Source organism: Pseudoduganella sp. (genome assembly GCF_041914865.1).
Taxonomy (GTDB): Bacteria; Pseudomonadota; Gammaproteobacteria; order Burkholderiales; family Burkholderiaceae_D; genus Rugamonas.
In genome coordinates, this window is the sequence record NZ_JAYSCO010000057.1 from 23,098 (window position 1) to 36,528 (window position 13,431).

The 13,431-nt window shown below is 64.3% G+C and carries 16 protein-coding genes; 7 read left to right on the forward strand and 9 right to left on the reverse strand.

Annotated features, from left to right (window positions below):
* Positions 1-1,116: an SO2930 family diheme c-type cytochrome gene (locus ACE3TQ_RS21370; protein WP_374584781.1), complete on the reverse strand. Its 1,116-nt coding sequence runs from the start codon at positions 1,114-1,116 to the stop codon at positions 1-3.
* Positions 1,116-2,363 carry a parallel beta-helix domain-containing protein gene (locus tag ACE3TQ_RS21375; protein ID WP_374584783.1) on the reverse strand — a complete coding sequence of 416 codons (1,248 nt, stop codon included), beginning with the start codon at positions 2,361-2,363 and terminating at the stop codon, positions 1,116-1,118. Before ACE3TQ_RS21375 ends, ACE3TQ_RS21370 begins: the two co-directional genes overlap by 1 nt.
* 110 nt (positions 2,364-2,473) lie before the next feature.
* Between ACE3TQ_RS21375 and ACE3TQ_RS21380 the strand changes: the two genes are divergently transcribed.
* Complete coding sequence (locus tag ACE3TQ_RS21380) at positions 2,474-3,511, forward strand: GlxA family transcriptional regulator (RefSeq protein WP_374584784.1); 1,038 nt, start codon at positions 2,474-2,476, stop codon at positions 3,509-3,511.
* On the opposite strand, the gene ACE3TQ_RS21385 is transcribed toward ACE3TQ_RS21380, so the two are convergent.
* The 3 genes from ACE3TQ_RS21385 to ACE3TQ_RS21395 are packed head-to-tail and all read right to left on the reverse strand — an operon-like array spanning position 3,480 to position 5,725.
* Positions 3,480-3,854, reverse strand: a complete 375-nt coding sequence (locus ACE3TQ_RS21385) for a YqjD family protein (RefSeq protein WP_374584786.1) — start codon at positions 3,852-3,854, stop codon at positions 3,480-3,482. The two genes, ACE3TQ_RS21380 and ACE3TQ_RS21385, sit on opposite strands and share 32 nt — an antisense overlap.
* A gap of 47 nt (positions 3,855-3,901) precedes the next feature.
* Positions 3,902-4,756 (reverse strand): 4-hydroxybenzoate octaprenyltransferase, encoded by an 855-nt coding sequence (gene ubiA, locus ACE3TQ_RS21390; protein WP_374584809.1) that lies wholly within the window; start codon positions 4,754-4,756, stop codon positions 3,902-3,904.
* Positions 4,757-4,786: 30 nt separating this feature from the next.
* Positions 4,787-5,725 (reverse strand): LysR substrate-binding domain-containing protein, encoded by a 939-nt coding sequence (locus tag ACE3TQ_RS21395; RefSeq protein ID WP_374584788.1) that lies wholly within the window; start codon positions 5,723-5,725, stop codon positions 4,787-4,789.
* Between the two features lie 96 nt (positions 5,726-5,821).
* Between ACE3TQ_RS21395 and ACE3TQ_RS21400 the strand changes: the two genes are divergently transcribed.
* Genes ACE3TQ_RS21400 through ACE3TQ_RS21410 form a run of 3 tightly spaced genes read left to right on the forward strand, consistent with a single transcriptional unit; the run spans position 5,822 to position 7,755 of the window.
* Positions 5,822-7,012: a PilT/PilU family type 4a pilus ATPase gene (locus tag ACE3TQ_RS21400; RefSeq protein WP_374584790.1), complete on the forward strand. Its 1,191-nt coding sequence runs from the start codon at positions 5,822-5,824 to the stop codon at positions 7,010-7,012.
* Complete coding sequence (locus ACE3TQ_RS21405) at positions 7,009-7,491, forward strand: adenylyltransferase/cytidyltransferase family protein (RefSeq protein ID WP_374584792.1); 483 nt, start codon at positions 7,009-7,011, stop codon at positions 7,489-7,491. The genes ACE3TQ_RS21400 and ACE3TQ_RS21405 overlap by 4 nt, the downstream gene beginning before the upstream one ends.
* Before the next feature lie 9 nt (positions 7,492-7,500).
* A complete protein-coding gene (locus ACE3TQ_RS21410; RefSeq protein ID WP_374584794.1) occupies positions 7,501-7,755 on the forward strand; it encodes a hypothetical protein in 255 nt (84 codons plus the stop codon).
* Here ACE3TQ_RS21410 and ACE3TQ_RS21415 read toward each other — a convergent pair.
* The 4 genes from ACE3TQ_RS21415 to ACE3TQ_RS21430 all read right to left on the reverse strand — a co-directional run bounded on the left by ACE3TQ_RS21415 (position 7,752) and on the right by ACE3TQ_RS21430 (position 10,640).
* Positions 7,752-8,210, reverse strand: coding sequence for a DUF421 domain-containing protein (locus tag ACE3TQ_RS21415; protein WP_374584796.1), 459 nt, complete (start codon positions 8,208-8,210; stop codon positions 7,752-7,754). The two genes, ACE3TQ_RS21410 and ACE3TQ_RS21415, sit on opposite strands and share 4 nt — an antisense overlap.
* 65 nt (positions 8,211-8,275) lie before the next feature.
* Positions 8,276-9,277, reverse strand: coding sequence for a hypothetical protein (locus ACE3TQ_RS21420; RefSeq protein ID WP_374584798.1), 1,002 nt, complete (start codon positions 9,275-9,277; stop codon positions 8,276-8,278).
* A 70-nt stretch (positions 9,278-9,347) separates the two neighbouring features.
* Positions 9,348-9,818 (reverse strand): tRNA (uridine(34)/cytosine(34)/5-carboxymethylaminomethyluridine(34)-2'-O)-methyltransferase TrmL, encoded by a 471-nt coding sequence (trmL, locus tag ACE3TQ_RS21425; RefSeq protein WP_374584800.1) that lies wholly within the window; start codon positions 9,816-9,818, stop codon positions 9,348-9,350.
* A gap of 9 nt (positions 9,819-9,827) precedes the next feature.
* Positions 9,828-10,640 carry a ComF family protein gene (locus ACE3TQ_RS21430; RefSeq protein ID WP_374584802.1) on the reverse strand — a complete coding sequence of 271 codons (813 nt, stop codon included), beginning with the start codon at positions 10,638-10,640 and terminating at the stop codon, positions 9,828-9,830.
* A 60-nt stretch (positions 10,641-10,700) separates the two neighbouring features.
* On the opposite strand from ACE3TQ_RS21430, the gene ACE3TQ_RS21435 reads away from it, so the two are divergent.
* The 3 genes from ACE3TQ_RS21435 to ACE3TQ_RS21445 form a co-directional block, all read left to right on the forward strand.
* On the forward strand, positions 10,701-11,624 hold the full coding sequence (locus ACE3TQ_RS21435) for a methyltransferase domain-containing protein (protein ID WP_374584804.1): 924 nt from the start codon (positions 10,701-10,703) through the stop codon (positions 11,622-11,624).
* Positions 11,625-11,932: 308 nt separating this feature from the next.
* On the forward strand, positions 11,933-13,138 hold the full coding sequence (coxB, locus tag ACE3TQ_RS21440; protein WP_374584806.1) for a cytochrome c oxidase subunit II: 1,206 nt from the start codon (positions 11,933-11,935) through the stop codon (positions 13,136-13,138).
* A 24-nt stretch (positions 13,139-13,162) separates the two neighbouring features.
* Positions 13,163-13,431 (forward strand): cbb3-type cytochrome c oxidase subunit I (locus tag ACE3TQ_RS21445; RefSeq protein WP_374584808.1); only part of this gene is annotated, 269 nt, incomplete at its 3' end.

The following is a 13,431-nucleotide window of genomic DNA, read 5'->3' on the forward strand; positions in this document are numbered from 1 at the left end:
TCAGTTGCAGCTCTCCTTCATCGCCCCGATCCATGCGCGGATCAGTTCCACGCCTTCGCGGTGCGAGGTGGTGCGTCCCAGCTCCGGCATCATCACTCCGGTCTCCGTCGATTTCAGGCGGAACACGAAGATCGAATCATCCGGCTTGCCCGGATTGATGCCGAAGGAATTGCCGCCGGTGCCGGCGCCCGCCGCCACGGGCGGCTTGCACAGGCCCAGGTGCTGGTTGGCCGGCGCGCCGATTTCCAGGTGCAGGGCGGTGGTGTTGGCCGTGCCCTTGTTGTTGTGGCAGTGCGCGCAGTTGATGTCGAGGTAGGCGCGCGCGCGGGCGTCGATGCTGGCGCCCTGGTCGCGCCAGTCGGCGTTGCGCGGCGCCGCGGCCGACGGCGGCGCGCCATGCAGGTAGCCGGCGGCGGCCAGCTTTTCCAGCTGCCCGCCCAGGTTGATGTGGCGCGCCTTGAGCCCGAGCGGCTCGAACTTTTTGCTCTTCAGGTCCGCCACGTGGCAGGACGCGCACTGGTTCACGTTCGGCACCACGTAGGTGAATTTCTGCCTGCCCTGCGGCGTGGCCATCTCCAGCGGGACCTGCTCGCCGGTGCGCTGCAGCACGGCCTCGGTCTGCTGCGCGTTCCACACATAGGGCAGGGCGATCCAGCCTTCGGCGCGGCGCACCAGCAGGCGGGTTTCCATCAGCCGCACCTTCTTCAGGTCGAGCTGGCTGGCGTCGCCATTGTCGTCGGTCGCCAGCACGGCCTGGCCGGCGCCGTCGCGCGGATAGTAGAAGGTCTTGCTGATGATGGTGCCGACCGGGAAATCGAAAGCGGTATCGGCCTGGTAGGCGGCCGAGACACCTTTCGGCATCCACACGGTGCGCAGCTTGTGCGCGTAGTCGCTGAACAGCGGCGTGTTCAGGGTATAGGGCAGCACCTCCTTGTTCAGCACCAGTTGCCCTTCGCTGGCGGCCATCAGGCGCCATTCGCTGAGCTTTTCGGGGCGGCCTTCGGCAATGAAGTTGACCGGTTCGGCCGGCGGGGCGGGGTTGCGCGCGCACGCTGCCAGGAGCAGTGCGCATGCCGCCATGCCTGCCGCCCGCAGGGGACGGGGATGGCGCTTCATCAGGATTGCGCGCCCAGTTGCGGGATGCTGACCGGCGGCAGCTTGGCCAGCTGGCAGCGGTGCGGCGCGGAATCGGCTTTCGGGTTGGCGTACTTGTTCGGGCCGTCCGCGTTCAGCACTTCCGCGCTGTCCTGCACGCAGATGCGCGCCTCGGGCGGCATCACGCCGTTTTTCGCCAGCGCCTTGTCGGCATAGCCGTCCCACAGCACGTCGGGCAGGTGGCCGGACAGGCCGTACAGCGCCACTTTCAGCGCCTTCAGGTCGAGGCCATCGGGCGCGTCGCCGCCGCCTTTGAAGCGGTTGTCGTAGACGTAGATCGCTTTCGGGTAAGGGTCGTAATCCTTGGCCACGCCCTTTTCGGTGAAGTAGCCGGTCGAGTGGTAGCTGGAGATGATGACGTTGGCGGTCTGGTTGTTGGCGATGTCGTTGTCGAAGATTTCCACCTTCGAGTTGGAGTTGATCACCACGCCGGAGCCGGCCGGTACGCTGGCCACCGCCGTCCCCTTGGCGGCAAAGTTGCCCAGGTTGTTGCCTTCCACCTTGTTCTTGAACACGCGCGTGCTGTGGCCGGGCTGCTGCAGGTTGGGCATGTTGAACACCAGGATGCCGCCCGTGTTGCCGGTGGCGATATTGCCGTACACGTCCGCGTTGATGGTGTTCTCGATTTCAATGCCGGCCACGTTGGCATGGGCGCGCGAGTTGCGCACCACTACGTTCTGCGACTGGCCGACGTAGATGCCGGCATCGGAGGCGGCGATCGCGACGCAGTCTTCGATCAGCACATTTTTCGTCTTGACCGGGTAGATGCCGTAGGCGCCGTTGCTGACCTTGGAGCCGCCGGTCCACTGCACCTTCACGCTGCGGATGGTGATGTGGTCGCCGTCATTGATCTTCAGCCCATCGCCCTTGGAATCTTCGATGGTCAGGCCCTCGATGGTGAAGTTGTTGCCGTACACGAGCAAGCCTTCGGGCCCGGTGATTTGGGGCTTGAAGGAGAGGATGGTCTTGTCCATGCCGGCGCCGCGGATTGTCACGCCGTCGGCGCGCAGCTGCAGGCCGCTGGTGAATTTGTATTTGCCGGCCGGGATCTCGATCACGGCGCCGGGCTTGGCGTCGAGCAGCTGCTCCTGCAGCTGCTTCTGGAAGGCGATGTCGGCGGCCGAGGCTGGCGCCGGCAAGCTTGGCATGTTCTTGGTACAGGCGGACAGCAGGCCGCACAGCGCGATGGCGCCGATGGCTTTCAACATACGTCGTCTCCCCAGCTTGTTGTATAGATGCAGCAGCCAAGCCAGTATATCTGTCCATTATCGAATTGTTATCGTCAATATCGGCCAAATCCAGTGCTAGTATCGGCCACATGACAGCGCCGGTTACAGTTGCCATCTACGTCGGGGACGATTGCTGGGGAGGCCTGGCCTTGCTGGCGCGGGAAGGCTTTGCCATCGCCGGCACCCTGCATGCGCGCAACGCCGACCTGCGGGCGTCGGAGCTGTTCCGCGTGCGCCTGGTGGCGCTCGATGCGGCGCCGGTGCGCTCCTTCACCGGCCCCGTCCTGCAGCCGGAACTGACGCTGGGCGAGATGCCGGCGCCGCAGGTGGTGATTGTCCCGCCCTTCTACCTGCCCATGGCCGCGCGCGCGCCGATTGCGCCGGCCCTGGCTGGCTGGCTGCTGCAGGTGCATGCGAACGGCGCGCTGATCGTGGGCATGGCGGGCGGCATGCGCCTGCTGGCCGAAACCGGCCTGCTCGATGGCCGCGAGGTGACGGGCAACCGATCCGACCAGCGCGTGTTCGCCCGCCACTACCCGGAGGTGCGCTTCACGCCCGATGCGCCGCTGCTGATCGACGGCAGCATCATCAGCGCCGGCTCGGTCAACCCCTGCCTGGATGCGTGCAGCTACCTGGTCAGCCACTTTTACGGCGCTGCTGCGGCGCACAAGTTCAGCCGCTACACGAATACGGTGACGCAGCCGACCTACGAGCGGGTGGCGATCCGCAACACCGCCCTCAAGCAGCACGGCGACCAGCGCATCCGCCAGGCGCAGGAATACATCGAGCGCTGCTTCAAGCAGGATCTAACGGTGGAAAGCGCGGCGCAGCGCAGCGCCATGAGCGTGCGCAATTTCTCGCGCCGCTTCCAGCATGCGGTGGGCATGCCGCCGCATATCTATATCGCGCGCTGCCGCGGCGAATATGCGAAGGAACTGCTGGCGCAGCCCGGCCTGTCGATATTGCAGGTGGCGCTGCAATCGGGCTTCCGCAGCGAACCCATGCTGCGCCGCACTTTCGGCCAGCTGTTCGGCATGTCGCCGAGCGCCTACCGGGCCAGCGCGGCGGCGCGGCCCGGGCCCATGGCTAGCGCCGCTAGCGGCGGGCAATCAGCAAGCCGACTATGACGCCGATGGCGGCGCCGGCAGCCACTGATTTCCACGGATGGTCGTGCACGTAGTGGTCGGTGGCCTGGGCCGCCATTTTGCCGCGCGCGATGACGCTGTCTTCCAGTTTCAGCAAATCGCGCTTGGCCGTGCGCAGGGTATCCTCGAACTTGGCTTTGACCATGCCGAGGTCCTCCGAATTGGCGGAGGTGGCATTGCGCAGCCAGGTTTCCGCATCCTGCACGGCTTGCTTGAGGTCACTCATCAGCCGTTCGCGGGCTTCCGCACTGTCGTTATGGGCATGGCTCTTGCCATTGGCAACGCCGCCGCCATTAGGTTTTGCTGCTTGGGGTGTCTGGTCCATGATCGCCTCGTGTCAGTGAACAGCACTCAGGTAACTTCCAGTATAGGTCAGCGCAGCGCGTAGTCGAGCGCAATGCCTGCGAAGACTGCAGCGCCGAGGTAGTTATTGTGGCGGAAAGCGGCAAAACAAGGCGCACGCTCGCGGCCGCGGATCAGGAAGTAGTGGTAAACCGCGCAGGCGGCAGCCACGGCGATGCCGGCCAGGAAGGGCCAGCCCAGGCCAAAGTGCTGGCCCGCCAGCAGCAGGATCGCCAGGTGCAGGCCATAACACAGCATGATGGCGGCCACGTCGAAGCGGCCAAACGTGATGGCCGACGTCTTGATGCCGATCTTCAGGTCGTCGTCGCGGTCGACCATGGCGTACTCGGTGTCGTAGGCCACGGCCCAGAACACATTGCCCAGCAACAGCAGCCAGGCCACCGCCGGCACCGTGCCCTGCACGGCGGCGAACGCCATCGGCATGCCGAAACCGAAGGCGATGCCGAGGTAAGCTTGCGGGATGGCGAAGAAGCGTTTGAAGTAGGGGTAGGTGCCGGCAATGATGAGCGCGGCCACGCTGAGCTGCTTGACCAGGGCATTCAAGGGCTGGATCAGCAGGAAGGCGGCCAGCGACAGGCCGGCGGCGATCGCCAGCGCCTCCTTGCCGCTGACGCGGCCGCTGGTGATCGGGCGCTCGGCGGTGCGTTTGACGTGCTTGTCGAAATCCTGGTCGGCGTAGTCATTGACGGCGCAGCCGGCCGAGCGCATCAGGAAGGTGCCGAGCGAGAAAATCAGCAGCAGCTGCCAGTCCGGCACGCCGCCGGACGCGAGCCACAAGGCGGCCAGGGTTGGCCACAGCAGCAGTACGGTGCCGATCGGCTTGTCCAGCCGCACCAGGCGGAAATACAGTTCGAGTTTGCTCAGGGGTGGGGTAGTCGCTTCCATCCCATTATTTTACTCCGCGTGGCCGTTGAGCATCCTGACGCCCGGCAACTGGCAATCGCCCACCGCCTCCACGATGGCGTCGATGGCGGCCTTGCGGGTAAAGCTCTTGCGCCAGACGATGACCACGCGCCGGTTCGGCTCCGGGTTCTCGAAATAGCGGAATGCCAACATGCCGTCGCGCCCTTCCATGTCGGGCACCGAGGCGCGCGGCAGCACGGTCAGGCCGATGCCGCTGGCCACCATGTGGCGGATGGTTTCCAGCGACGAACCTTCGAAGGTGCGCTGCATGCCGTTGCCGGGCGAGGAGAAGCGCGCCATCTCCGGGCACACTTCCAGCACCTGGTCGCGGAAACAGTGGCCATTGCCCAGCAGGAGCATGGTTTCGGTCTTCAGCAGCTCGGCCGGCACGCTGTTGCGGCCCGACCAGGGGTGGCCCTTGGGCATGGCCACCACGAACGGCTCGTCGTACAGCGGCTGTACCGCCATGCCGTGCTCCGGCAGCGGCAGCGCCATGATGGCGGCGTCCAGCTCGCCCTGGCGCAGCATTTCCAGCAGCTTGACGGTGAAATTTTCCTGCAGGATCAAGGGCATCTGCGGCGTCTTTTCGATCATGCGCTTGACCAGTGGCGGCAGCAGGTAGGGGCCGATGGTGTAGATGACGCCAAGGCGCAACGGCCCGGCCAGCGGGTCCTTGTTCTGTTTGGCCAGTTCCTTGATCGCCGCCGTCTGCTCCAGCACGCGCTCGGCCTGGGCCACGATCTGGGCGCCCAGCGGGGTGACGGAGATTTCCGCCCCGCCGCGCTCAAACAGGACGACGCCGAGCTCGTCTTCCAGTTTCTTGATGGCGACTGACAGGGTGGGTTGGGCCACGAAACACGCTTCGGCGGCATGGCCAAAGTGTTTCGCTCTGGCAACAGCTACGATATATTTGAGCTCGGTCAGTGTCATGAATCCATTTGAACACAGGTGTATGCCTTGGTGCAATGCCACGAATGGGGGAGGGCGCTGGCTATAATGACCAGCAATCCACACAACGAGGCGAATATGTCATCCACACTAGGCCACGAAGAAGCCCAGGCGTATATCCACAAATTACTGGCCGCCATGCACCAGGTTGGCGGCTCCGACTTGTTCATTTCCGCGGATTTCCCGCCCAGCATCAAGTCGCAGGGTTCGATGCGCGCGCTGAGCCAGCAGCGCCTGACGCCCGATGTCACGCGCGCCCTGGCCTACGCCATCATGAACGAGAAGCAGCGCCGCGAGTTCGAGACGGAGCTGGAGTGCAATTTCGCGATTTCGCTGCCGAACGTGTGCCGTTTCCGCGTCAACGTCTTTGTGCAGCAGCAGGCGGTGGGCATGGTGATCCGTACCATCGCCTCCGAAATCCCGAATTTCCAGAAGCTCGACCTGCCGGAGGTGCTGAAGGAAGTGGTGATGACCAAGCGCGGCCTGGTGCTGGTGGTGGGCGGCACCGGCTCCGGCAAGTCGACCACGCTGGCGGCCATGATCGATTACCGCAACCAGAATTCGGCCGGCCACATCATCACGGTGGAGGACCCGGTCGAGTACGTGCACAAGAACAAGGGCTGCCTGATCACCCACCGCGAAGTGGGCGTGGACACCCTGTCCTGGCACCATGCGCTGAAAAACACCCTGCGCCAGGCGCCGGACGTGATCCTGATCGGCGAGATCCGCGATACGGAAACCATGGAGCACGCGATCGCCTTCGCTGAGACCGGCCACCTGTGCCTGGGCACCTTGCACGCCAATAATGCGAACCAGACCATGGACCGCATCATCAACTTCTTCCCCGAGGAGCGCCGCAACCAGCTGCTGATGGACCTGTCGTCCAACCTGCGCGCCATCGTGTCGCAGCGCCTGATCCGCACCGAGGACGGCAACGGCCGCAAGGCGGCCATCGAGATCCTGCTGAACACGCCGACCATCGCCGAGATGATCTTCAAAGGCAACTTCCACTCGATCAAGGAGATCATGGCCAAGTCGCGCGAGCTGGGCATGTGCACCTTCGACCAGGCCCTGTTCGAACTCTATAATAAGGGCTATATCGGCTACGAAGAGGCCTTGCGCAATGCCGATTCGACCAACGGCCTGCGCCTGCAGATCAAGCTGCACGGCAACCGCCCGCCGCCCGAGGCAGGCGAGACGGCGGCGCCGGTCAAGTCGGGCGGCCTAAGCATGCAACTGGATGAAGATGAGGAAGAAGACGGTCAATGATCGATTTTGAAAAGAAGATGTGCACGCGCGCCGAACTGGCGGGACGCGTGGCGGCGTTGCCGAAACCGGTGGTGATGACCAATGGCGTGTTCGATATCCTGCACCGCGGCCACGTGACCTACCTGGCGCAGGCACGTTCGCTGGGTGCCTCGCTGGTGGTGGCGGCCAACACCGATGCTTCGGTCAAGCGCCTGGGCAAGGGCGACGACCGTCCGCTGAACAATTGCGAGGACCGCATGGCCTTGCTGGCGGCGCTGGAGTCGGTCAGCCTGGTGGTGCCCTTCGATGAGGATACGGCGCTGGAGGCGGTGCTGCAGGCCAAGCCGGAAATCTACGCCAAGGGCGGCGATTACGATATGACTGCCATCCCGGAAGGGCAGGCCGTGCTGGCATACGGCGGCAAGGCGGTGGCCATCGACTTCGAGCATGACCGCTCGACCACCAAGCTGCTGGCCAAGGTGCGCATGTTTGGAAAATAGGAGGCCGTCATGGCTTTTGGTGTGCTGCTTACCGATGAGGGCGTGGCGGAACTGGGCGCCGTGCTGAAGGATTACCTGGGCGACGGACCGTCCGGCAAGTTTTTGCCATGTAAGGAGGCCAACCCGGACCGTAGCTTCTTCCACCTGGTCGCGGAAACGCGCAATGCGGAGGGGGCGGCGGTGGAGCTGGAGCTGTACATTCCCAACCGCTACATCAAGCTGGTGATGTCGGGTCTGGAGCGCAAGCACATCGGCTTTCTCTAATGTTGCAGGATCGTGATCTTGCCATCCGCTTCCAGGAAAGCGTATTTCATCTTTTCAAGCGGGCAGTCGGCCTCGCGCAGGGATTGTTCGAGGTCGCTTTCCGCCACGTGGTTGCGGCGCAGGGCTTCCTTGAACACCCTGCCGTCCCGGCCCAGCAGCACGGCCGTGCCTTCCACCAGGTCGGCCGCCTTGCGGCTGCGCGCGGTGATGAAGGCGATGGCCACGTTCAGCGCCACCAGGGTGACCACTACGATCAGGCCGCCGCCCACCGAGTCGTCGCCGCCGGTCAGGCCGGGCGAGACGGATTCGCTCAGTAGCATCACCACCAGCAAATCGAACGGCGTGAACTGGCCGATGGTGCGTTTGCCGCTCAGGCGCATCATCAGGAGCAGCGCAGCGTAGATCATGACGCCGCGCACGACGAATTCCCACCAGGGCAGGTTGAGGTCGAACATCAGGAGCCTCCTTTCTGCCCGGTTATACGTTATTCCAAGCGTGCGCGCCCACACGCTACCGTGGGTCAATCCATCAGCTCGTCAAGTGAGCTGGCTTGCCGGAGGCGCTCGACCCAGCGATGTAACTCTTCAGGAGAGGCCGCCCGCATCCGCGCGGCGGCGTCCGCCGGGAGAGGACCGAAGCGTGCTTCCACAGCTTTCATCATCCCCAGCCGCAGGCCTGCCTCCAGGCCCTCTTTGCGGCCCTCTTCGCGGCCGATTCGGTTGCCATGCGATACTGCCCGTCCCAGCATGCGCCGAATGTGGTCATGCTGAAGTCGCTGTATGAGTGTCAACATATGCATTCCTTTCATGCGGTTGATGTAGTGGCGGTACTTGCCGTCCAGCCTTTTGGGCAAAGGCATGAGCCGGTCGAGCAGTTCGAGCATTTGCGCCAGGCGGGTTTCCTGCCAGCCGAAGCCGCACAAGGTGCGGGTCAGCCTGCATTTGGCAGCGAGCCGCGCGAAAGGTTCCCCTTTTGTTTGCATTATTTCGAGGTGGGCGGCGGCAAATAATGCGAAGCCGTTGCCGGATTGCAGCAGCGCGGGGAGGGCCGGCTTGAGGTCGAGCAACTTGACGGTGGCGAAGCTCAGGGTCAGTTCGCAACCGCCGAAGCCGTAGCCAAATTCGCAAGGACGCCACGCGGCCGATCCATCACCGAGGATGACCAGGCTGATCACGGGGATCTTGTGCCTGGCAAACAGAAGTGCATGGTAAATGAACACGCGCTGGGCGAAATGCTCGTCGTGCTGGCATTGGACCTCGACGTGCAGGCACACAGCGCGCCCGTCGCGGGTGAAGCATTGGTAGACGCGGTCGGCATGGCAGGCGTTGCCGGCGGGGGAGGTGCCGTCGCTCGGCTGGTGCAGCTCGCCATCCAGGATGGTAAATGGGCGCGACAAGTCCAGCACCGCCGCCAGGGCGGGGAAGCAGGTGGCCAGGCATTCCCCGATCAGTTGGTCGAGCGCGCACTTCCAGGCGCTGTCGAGCTGGTCGGGGGCGTGGCTGGGGACGGGGGAGTGGGCCATGCGCGTTGGAGCGCCGGCCCGCTGCCGGGTTCCGCGCAGGGCAGGCGCGGGGTTTGCGCTAGATCAAACCTTATGCACCGCCGGCGTAACCGTGCTGGCGCCAGGCTTCGAAGACCACTACGGCCACGGTGTTGGAGAGGTTCAGGCTGCGGTTACCGGGCATCATCGGCAGGCGGATGCGCTGCTGCGTCGGGAACGATTCGCGGAACTCCGGCGCCAGGCCGCGCGTCTCGCTGCCGAATACGAACACGTCGCCCGGCTCGAAGGCCAGTTCGGCGAACGGGCGCGAGCCATGGGTGGTCATGGCGAACATGCGGCTGGTGTCCGGCTGGACGTCGGCCAGGAAGGCATCCCAGTCCTTGTGCACTTTCATTTCCGCATATTCATGGTAGTCTAGGCCGGCGCGCCGCATCTTGGCGTCGTCCAGCGGGAAGCCGAGCGGCTCGATCAGGTGCAGCTGGGCGCCCGTGTTGGCGCACAGGCGGATCACGTTGCCCGTGTTGGGAGGAATTTCCGGGTTGACCAGCACTACATGAAACAAGATGTTCTCCTAATTGGTATTCGGGGGCGTGCGCGCGAACACATAGTTCGTCACACGCGCAGCGCCGTGGCGCTTGAGTGTTGCCGCCAGTTCCTGCAAGGTCTGGCCGCTGCTCATTACGTCGTCCACCAGGCCGATGTGGCGGCCTTCCACCAGCGCCCGCTCGGGGATGGCGAAGGCGTGCGCGATATTGGCGTGGCGCGCGCCATGCGGGGTGCTGCTTTGTGCCCGCGTTTCGCGTACGCGCACCGCGAGTCCGGCGTGGAGCGCGATGCCGAGCTGCCGGCCCAGCGGGCGCGCGATTTCCAGCGACTGGTTGTAGCCGCGTTCGGCCAGGCGCTGCATTCCCAGCGGCACAGGGCAGAGCAGGGCGGGGCGCGTTGCTTCGTTGTCCTTGACCGCCTTGGCCAGCAGGTCGGCAAACAGGCGCGCGAGGGCAAGCTGTCCGGCGAATTTTAACTGAAGGACGAGTCGGTCTACAGGAAGGGCGTAGTCGGCGGCCACGATGGTGGCGTCAAAGGCCGGGCGCTCGGACTGGCAGCGCGCGCACGGCACCAGCGACGCCAGTGGCGGCTGGGCCGCTGGCGGGGCGCTGGCCGCGGCGCTTTCCCTGGCCGCATGCGGCGCAGCGCGCCCGGAGGCGGACGGGGAGGCTGGCTGGGGTGGCAGCGGGTTGGCGCAGATGGGACAGCGCGGCGGGTGCAGGCGGAAGAACTGGTCGCGGCAGCCGGGGCAGAGCAGGGCCGCGCCGCTGGCGCTGCACAGCACGCAATTACAGGGCAGCAGGGCGGCCAGCAGGCCGCCGGCAAATGCGCCAGCCATCGCAAATCCCCGCGAACGAGTAAACTGCTCGGATTATCCCACCCAAATACAGTAATTAATATGCAAGTCCCAGCAAAACCGCCGAAATTGAGCGCTCCGATTGACCTCGATCTAGTCCGCCGCCTGTTTTCCGACCCGGGCCGCGTGGCCGAGGCCGACTTCCTGCGGCGCGAGATCGCCGGCCGCATGCACGAACGCCTGCAACTGGTGAAAGTGAACCCGCAGCGCGTGCTGGACGCGGGCTGCGGCACCGGGCAGGATTTGCCGGTCTTGCAAAAGAGCTATCCCGCCGCCCAGATCCTCGGCGTCGACACCGCGCCGGCCATGATCGCGGCCGCCCGTGGCCAGGCCGCCAAATCCGGCCTGAGCCAGTTGATTGGCAAACTGCTACCAGCAAAATCGGGCATTGACTACCTGTGCGCCGATATGGCCGACCTGCCGCTGGCGCGCAACAACGTCGACCTGGTCTGGTCTAACCTTGCGCTGCACTGGCACCCGCAGCCCGACCGCGTGTTTGCGGAATGGCATCGGGTATTGAAAGTCGGCGGCTTGCTGATGTTCTCCTGCTTCGGTCCGGATACGCTGCAGGAGCTGCGCACGGCGTTTGCGGATGTTGACTTGGCGCCACACACGCTGCCCTTCGTCGACATGCACGATTTTGGCGACCAGCTGGTGGAAGCCGGGTTCGCCGAGCCGGTGATGGATATGGAAAAGATCACGGTCACCTACGACAGCGCCGACAAGCTGCTGGCCGACGCGCGCGCCCTGGGCGGCAACCCGCTGCACACGCGCCGTAAAGGCTTGCTGGGCAAGGATGCCTACGCGCGCCTGAAGGCTGGCCTGGAGCGCCAGCGCCGGGCCGATGGCAAGCTGGCTTTGACCTTCGAAGTGATCTACGGGCATGCCTTCCGGCCGGCGCCGCGCGTGACCAGCAGCGGGGAAGCGATCATTCGTTTTGATTTGCCGCGCAAGCCTAAAAAATAGGCAAAAAAGGGTGAAAATACAGTGGTTTACCACACCTCGGGGGTACTTTCCCTTGATGTAGGACATGTTCACTGATTATAATCATTGACTAATTTTGCCAGTATTTTGCCCAGACGAACGCAGCCATGCGCTCCCCGGGCCGGCAACTAGCTACCGCGGAGATAAGGTCGTCGGCAGCGAATACAAGGTTCCAGCACAGTCGTTTCATGAAATTTTTCGTGAGGCACACGCTCGGAACCTTTAGGTGTTTTAGCGTGCGACGGGGACGTAGCACACCAATTTATTTTTTTTGGGTGGTTGGGGAAAACATGAAACTTGCGAAACGACTTCAATCGTTGATGCTCGGCTTGGCCGTCACCGCCGCGAACGCGGCGTGGGCTGGTCCCGCGGCGACAGCGGCTGTTGACTACAAGACCGCGACCGGCGGTACCGGCGGTCCGATGGTGAATCAGTTGAACCTGCAGGCTCCTGCAACGCAGATTGCGGCCGATATCTACAGCCTGCACAACCTGATGATGATCATCATCCTGGTCATCTTCGTCGCCGTGTTCGGCGTGATGTTCTACTCCATCTTCAAGCACCGCAAGTCGCTCGGCCACAAAGCCGCCACCTTCCACGAATCCACCGCCGTCGAGATCGCCTGGACCGTCGTCCCGTTCCTGATCGTGATCGGCATGGCGCTGCCAGCGACCAAGACCGTCGTGGCCATGAAAGACACCTCCAACGCCGACATCACCATCAAAGCCACCGGCATGCAGTGGAAATGGGGCTATGACTACCTGAAGGGCGAAGGCGAGGGCATTTCCTTCATCTCCAACCTGTCCACCCCGCGCTCGCAAGTGGGCCAGCCGGGTGAAGCGCCGACCGAAAAGCGCGGCGAAAACTACCTGATGGAAGTGGACAATGAAGTGGTGGTCCCGGTCGGCAAGAAAATCCGTATCGTGACCACCGCCAACGACGTGATCCACGCCTGGATGATCCCGGCCTTCGGCGTCAAGCAGGACGCCATCCCCGGCTTCGTGCGCGACACCTGGTTCCGCGCCGAGAAGACCGGCGACTTCTACGGCCAGTGCGCCGAGCTGTGCGGCAAGGAGCACGCCTACATGCCGATCCACGTGAAGGTGCTGTCCAAGGCGGACTACAGCCAGTGGGTCGACGGCGAGAAGAAGAAGATGGCCGCCGCGGCCGACGATCCGGCCAAGGTCTGGAAGCTCGAAGACCTGGTCGCGCGCGGCGCGAAGGTCTACGCCGCCAACTGCGCCGCCTGCCACCAGCCCAACGGCAAGGGCGCCGGCCCGATCAAGCCGCTGGACGGCTCGCCGGTGGTGGTCGATGCCGACAAGCTCAAGCAGGTCGCCGTGGTGCTGCACGGCCAGAACAACGGCACCATGCCGGCGTGGAAGCAGCTCTCGGACACCGAGATCGCCGCGGTCGTCACCTACACGAAGAACAACTGGTCGAACAAGACCGGCCAGCTGGTGCAGCCGGCCGACGTGCTCGCCGCCCGCAAGTAATCCGTCGCATTCCAAGGAAACGTCATGAGCGCAGTCATCGACCAGCACGGCGGCCACGCCCACGCGCACGATCACGACCACGACCACCACGCGCCGCACGGCTGGCGGCGCTGGCTCTACGCGACGAACCACAAGGACATCGGCACGATGTACCTGCTGTTCGCGTTCGCCATGCTGATGGTCGGCGGCGTGCTCGCGCTGCTGATCCGCGCCGAGCTGTTCCAGCCCGGCCTGCAGATCGTGAACCCCGAGCTGTTCAACCAGCTCACCACCATGCACGGCCTGATCATGGT

Coding starts and splice junctions, on each gene's coding strand:
- ACE3TQ_RS21370 (WP_374584781.1), bottom strand. CDS start 1,116: ATGAAGCGCCATCCCCGTCCCCTGCGGGCGGCAGGCATGGCGGCATGC.
- ACE3TQ_RS21375 (WP_374584783.1), bottom strand. CDS start 2,363: ATGTTGAAAGCCATCGGCGCCATCGCGCTGTGCGGCCTGCTGTCCGCC.
- ACE3TQ_RS21380 (WP_374584784.1), top strand. CDS start 2,474: ATGACAGCGCCGGTTACAGTTGCCATCTACGTCGGGGACGATTGCTGG.
- ACE3TQ_RS21385 (WP_374584786.1), bottom strand. CDS start 3,854: ATGGACCAGACACCCCAAGCAGCAAAACCTAATGGCGGCGGCGTTGCC.
- ACE3TQ_RS21395 (WP_374584788.1), bottom strand. CDS start 5,725: ATGACACTGACCGAGCTCAAATATATCGTAGCTGTTGCCAGAGCGAAA.
- ACE3TQ_RS21400 (WP_374584790.1), top strand. CDS start 5,822: ATGTCATCCACACTAGGCCACGAAGAAGCCCAGGCGTATATCCACAAA.
- ACE3TQ_RS21405 (WP_374584792.1), top strand. CDS start 7,009: ATGATCGATTTTGAAAAGAAGATGTGCACGCGCGCCGAACTGGCGGGA.
- ACE3TQ_RS21410 (WP_374584794.1), top strand. CDS start 7,501: ATGGCTTTTGGTGTGCTGCTTACCGATGAGGGCGTGGCGGAACTGGGC.
- ACE3TQ_RS21415 (WP_374584796.1), bottom strand. CDS start 8,210: ATGTTCGACCTCAACCTGCCCTGGTGGGAATTCGTCGTGCGCGGCGTC.
- ACE3TQ_RS21420 (WP_374584798.1), bottom strand. CDS start 9,277: ATGGCCCACTCCCCCGTCCCCAGCCACGCCCCCGACCAGCTCGACAGC.
- ACE3TQ_RS21430 (WP_374584802.1), bottom strand. CDS start 10,640: ATGGCTGGCGCATTTGCCGGCGGCCTGCTGGCCGCCCTGCTGCCCTGT.
- ACE3TQ_RS21435 (WP_374584804.1), top strand. CDS start 10,701: ATGCAAGTCCCAGCAAAACCGCCGAAATTGAGCGCTCCGATTGACCTC.
- coxB (WP_374584806.1), top strand. CDS start 11,933: ATGAAACTTGCGAAACGACTTCAATCGTTGATGCTCGGCTTGGCCGTC.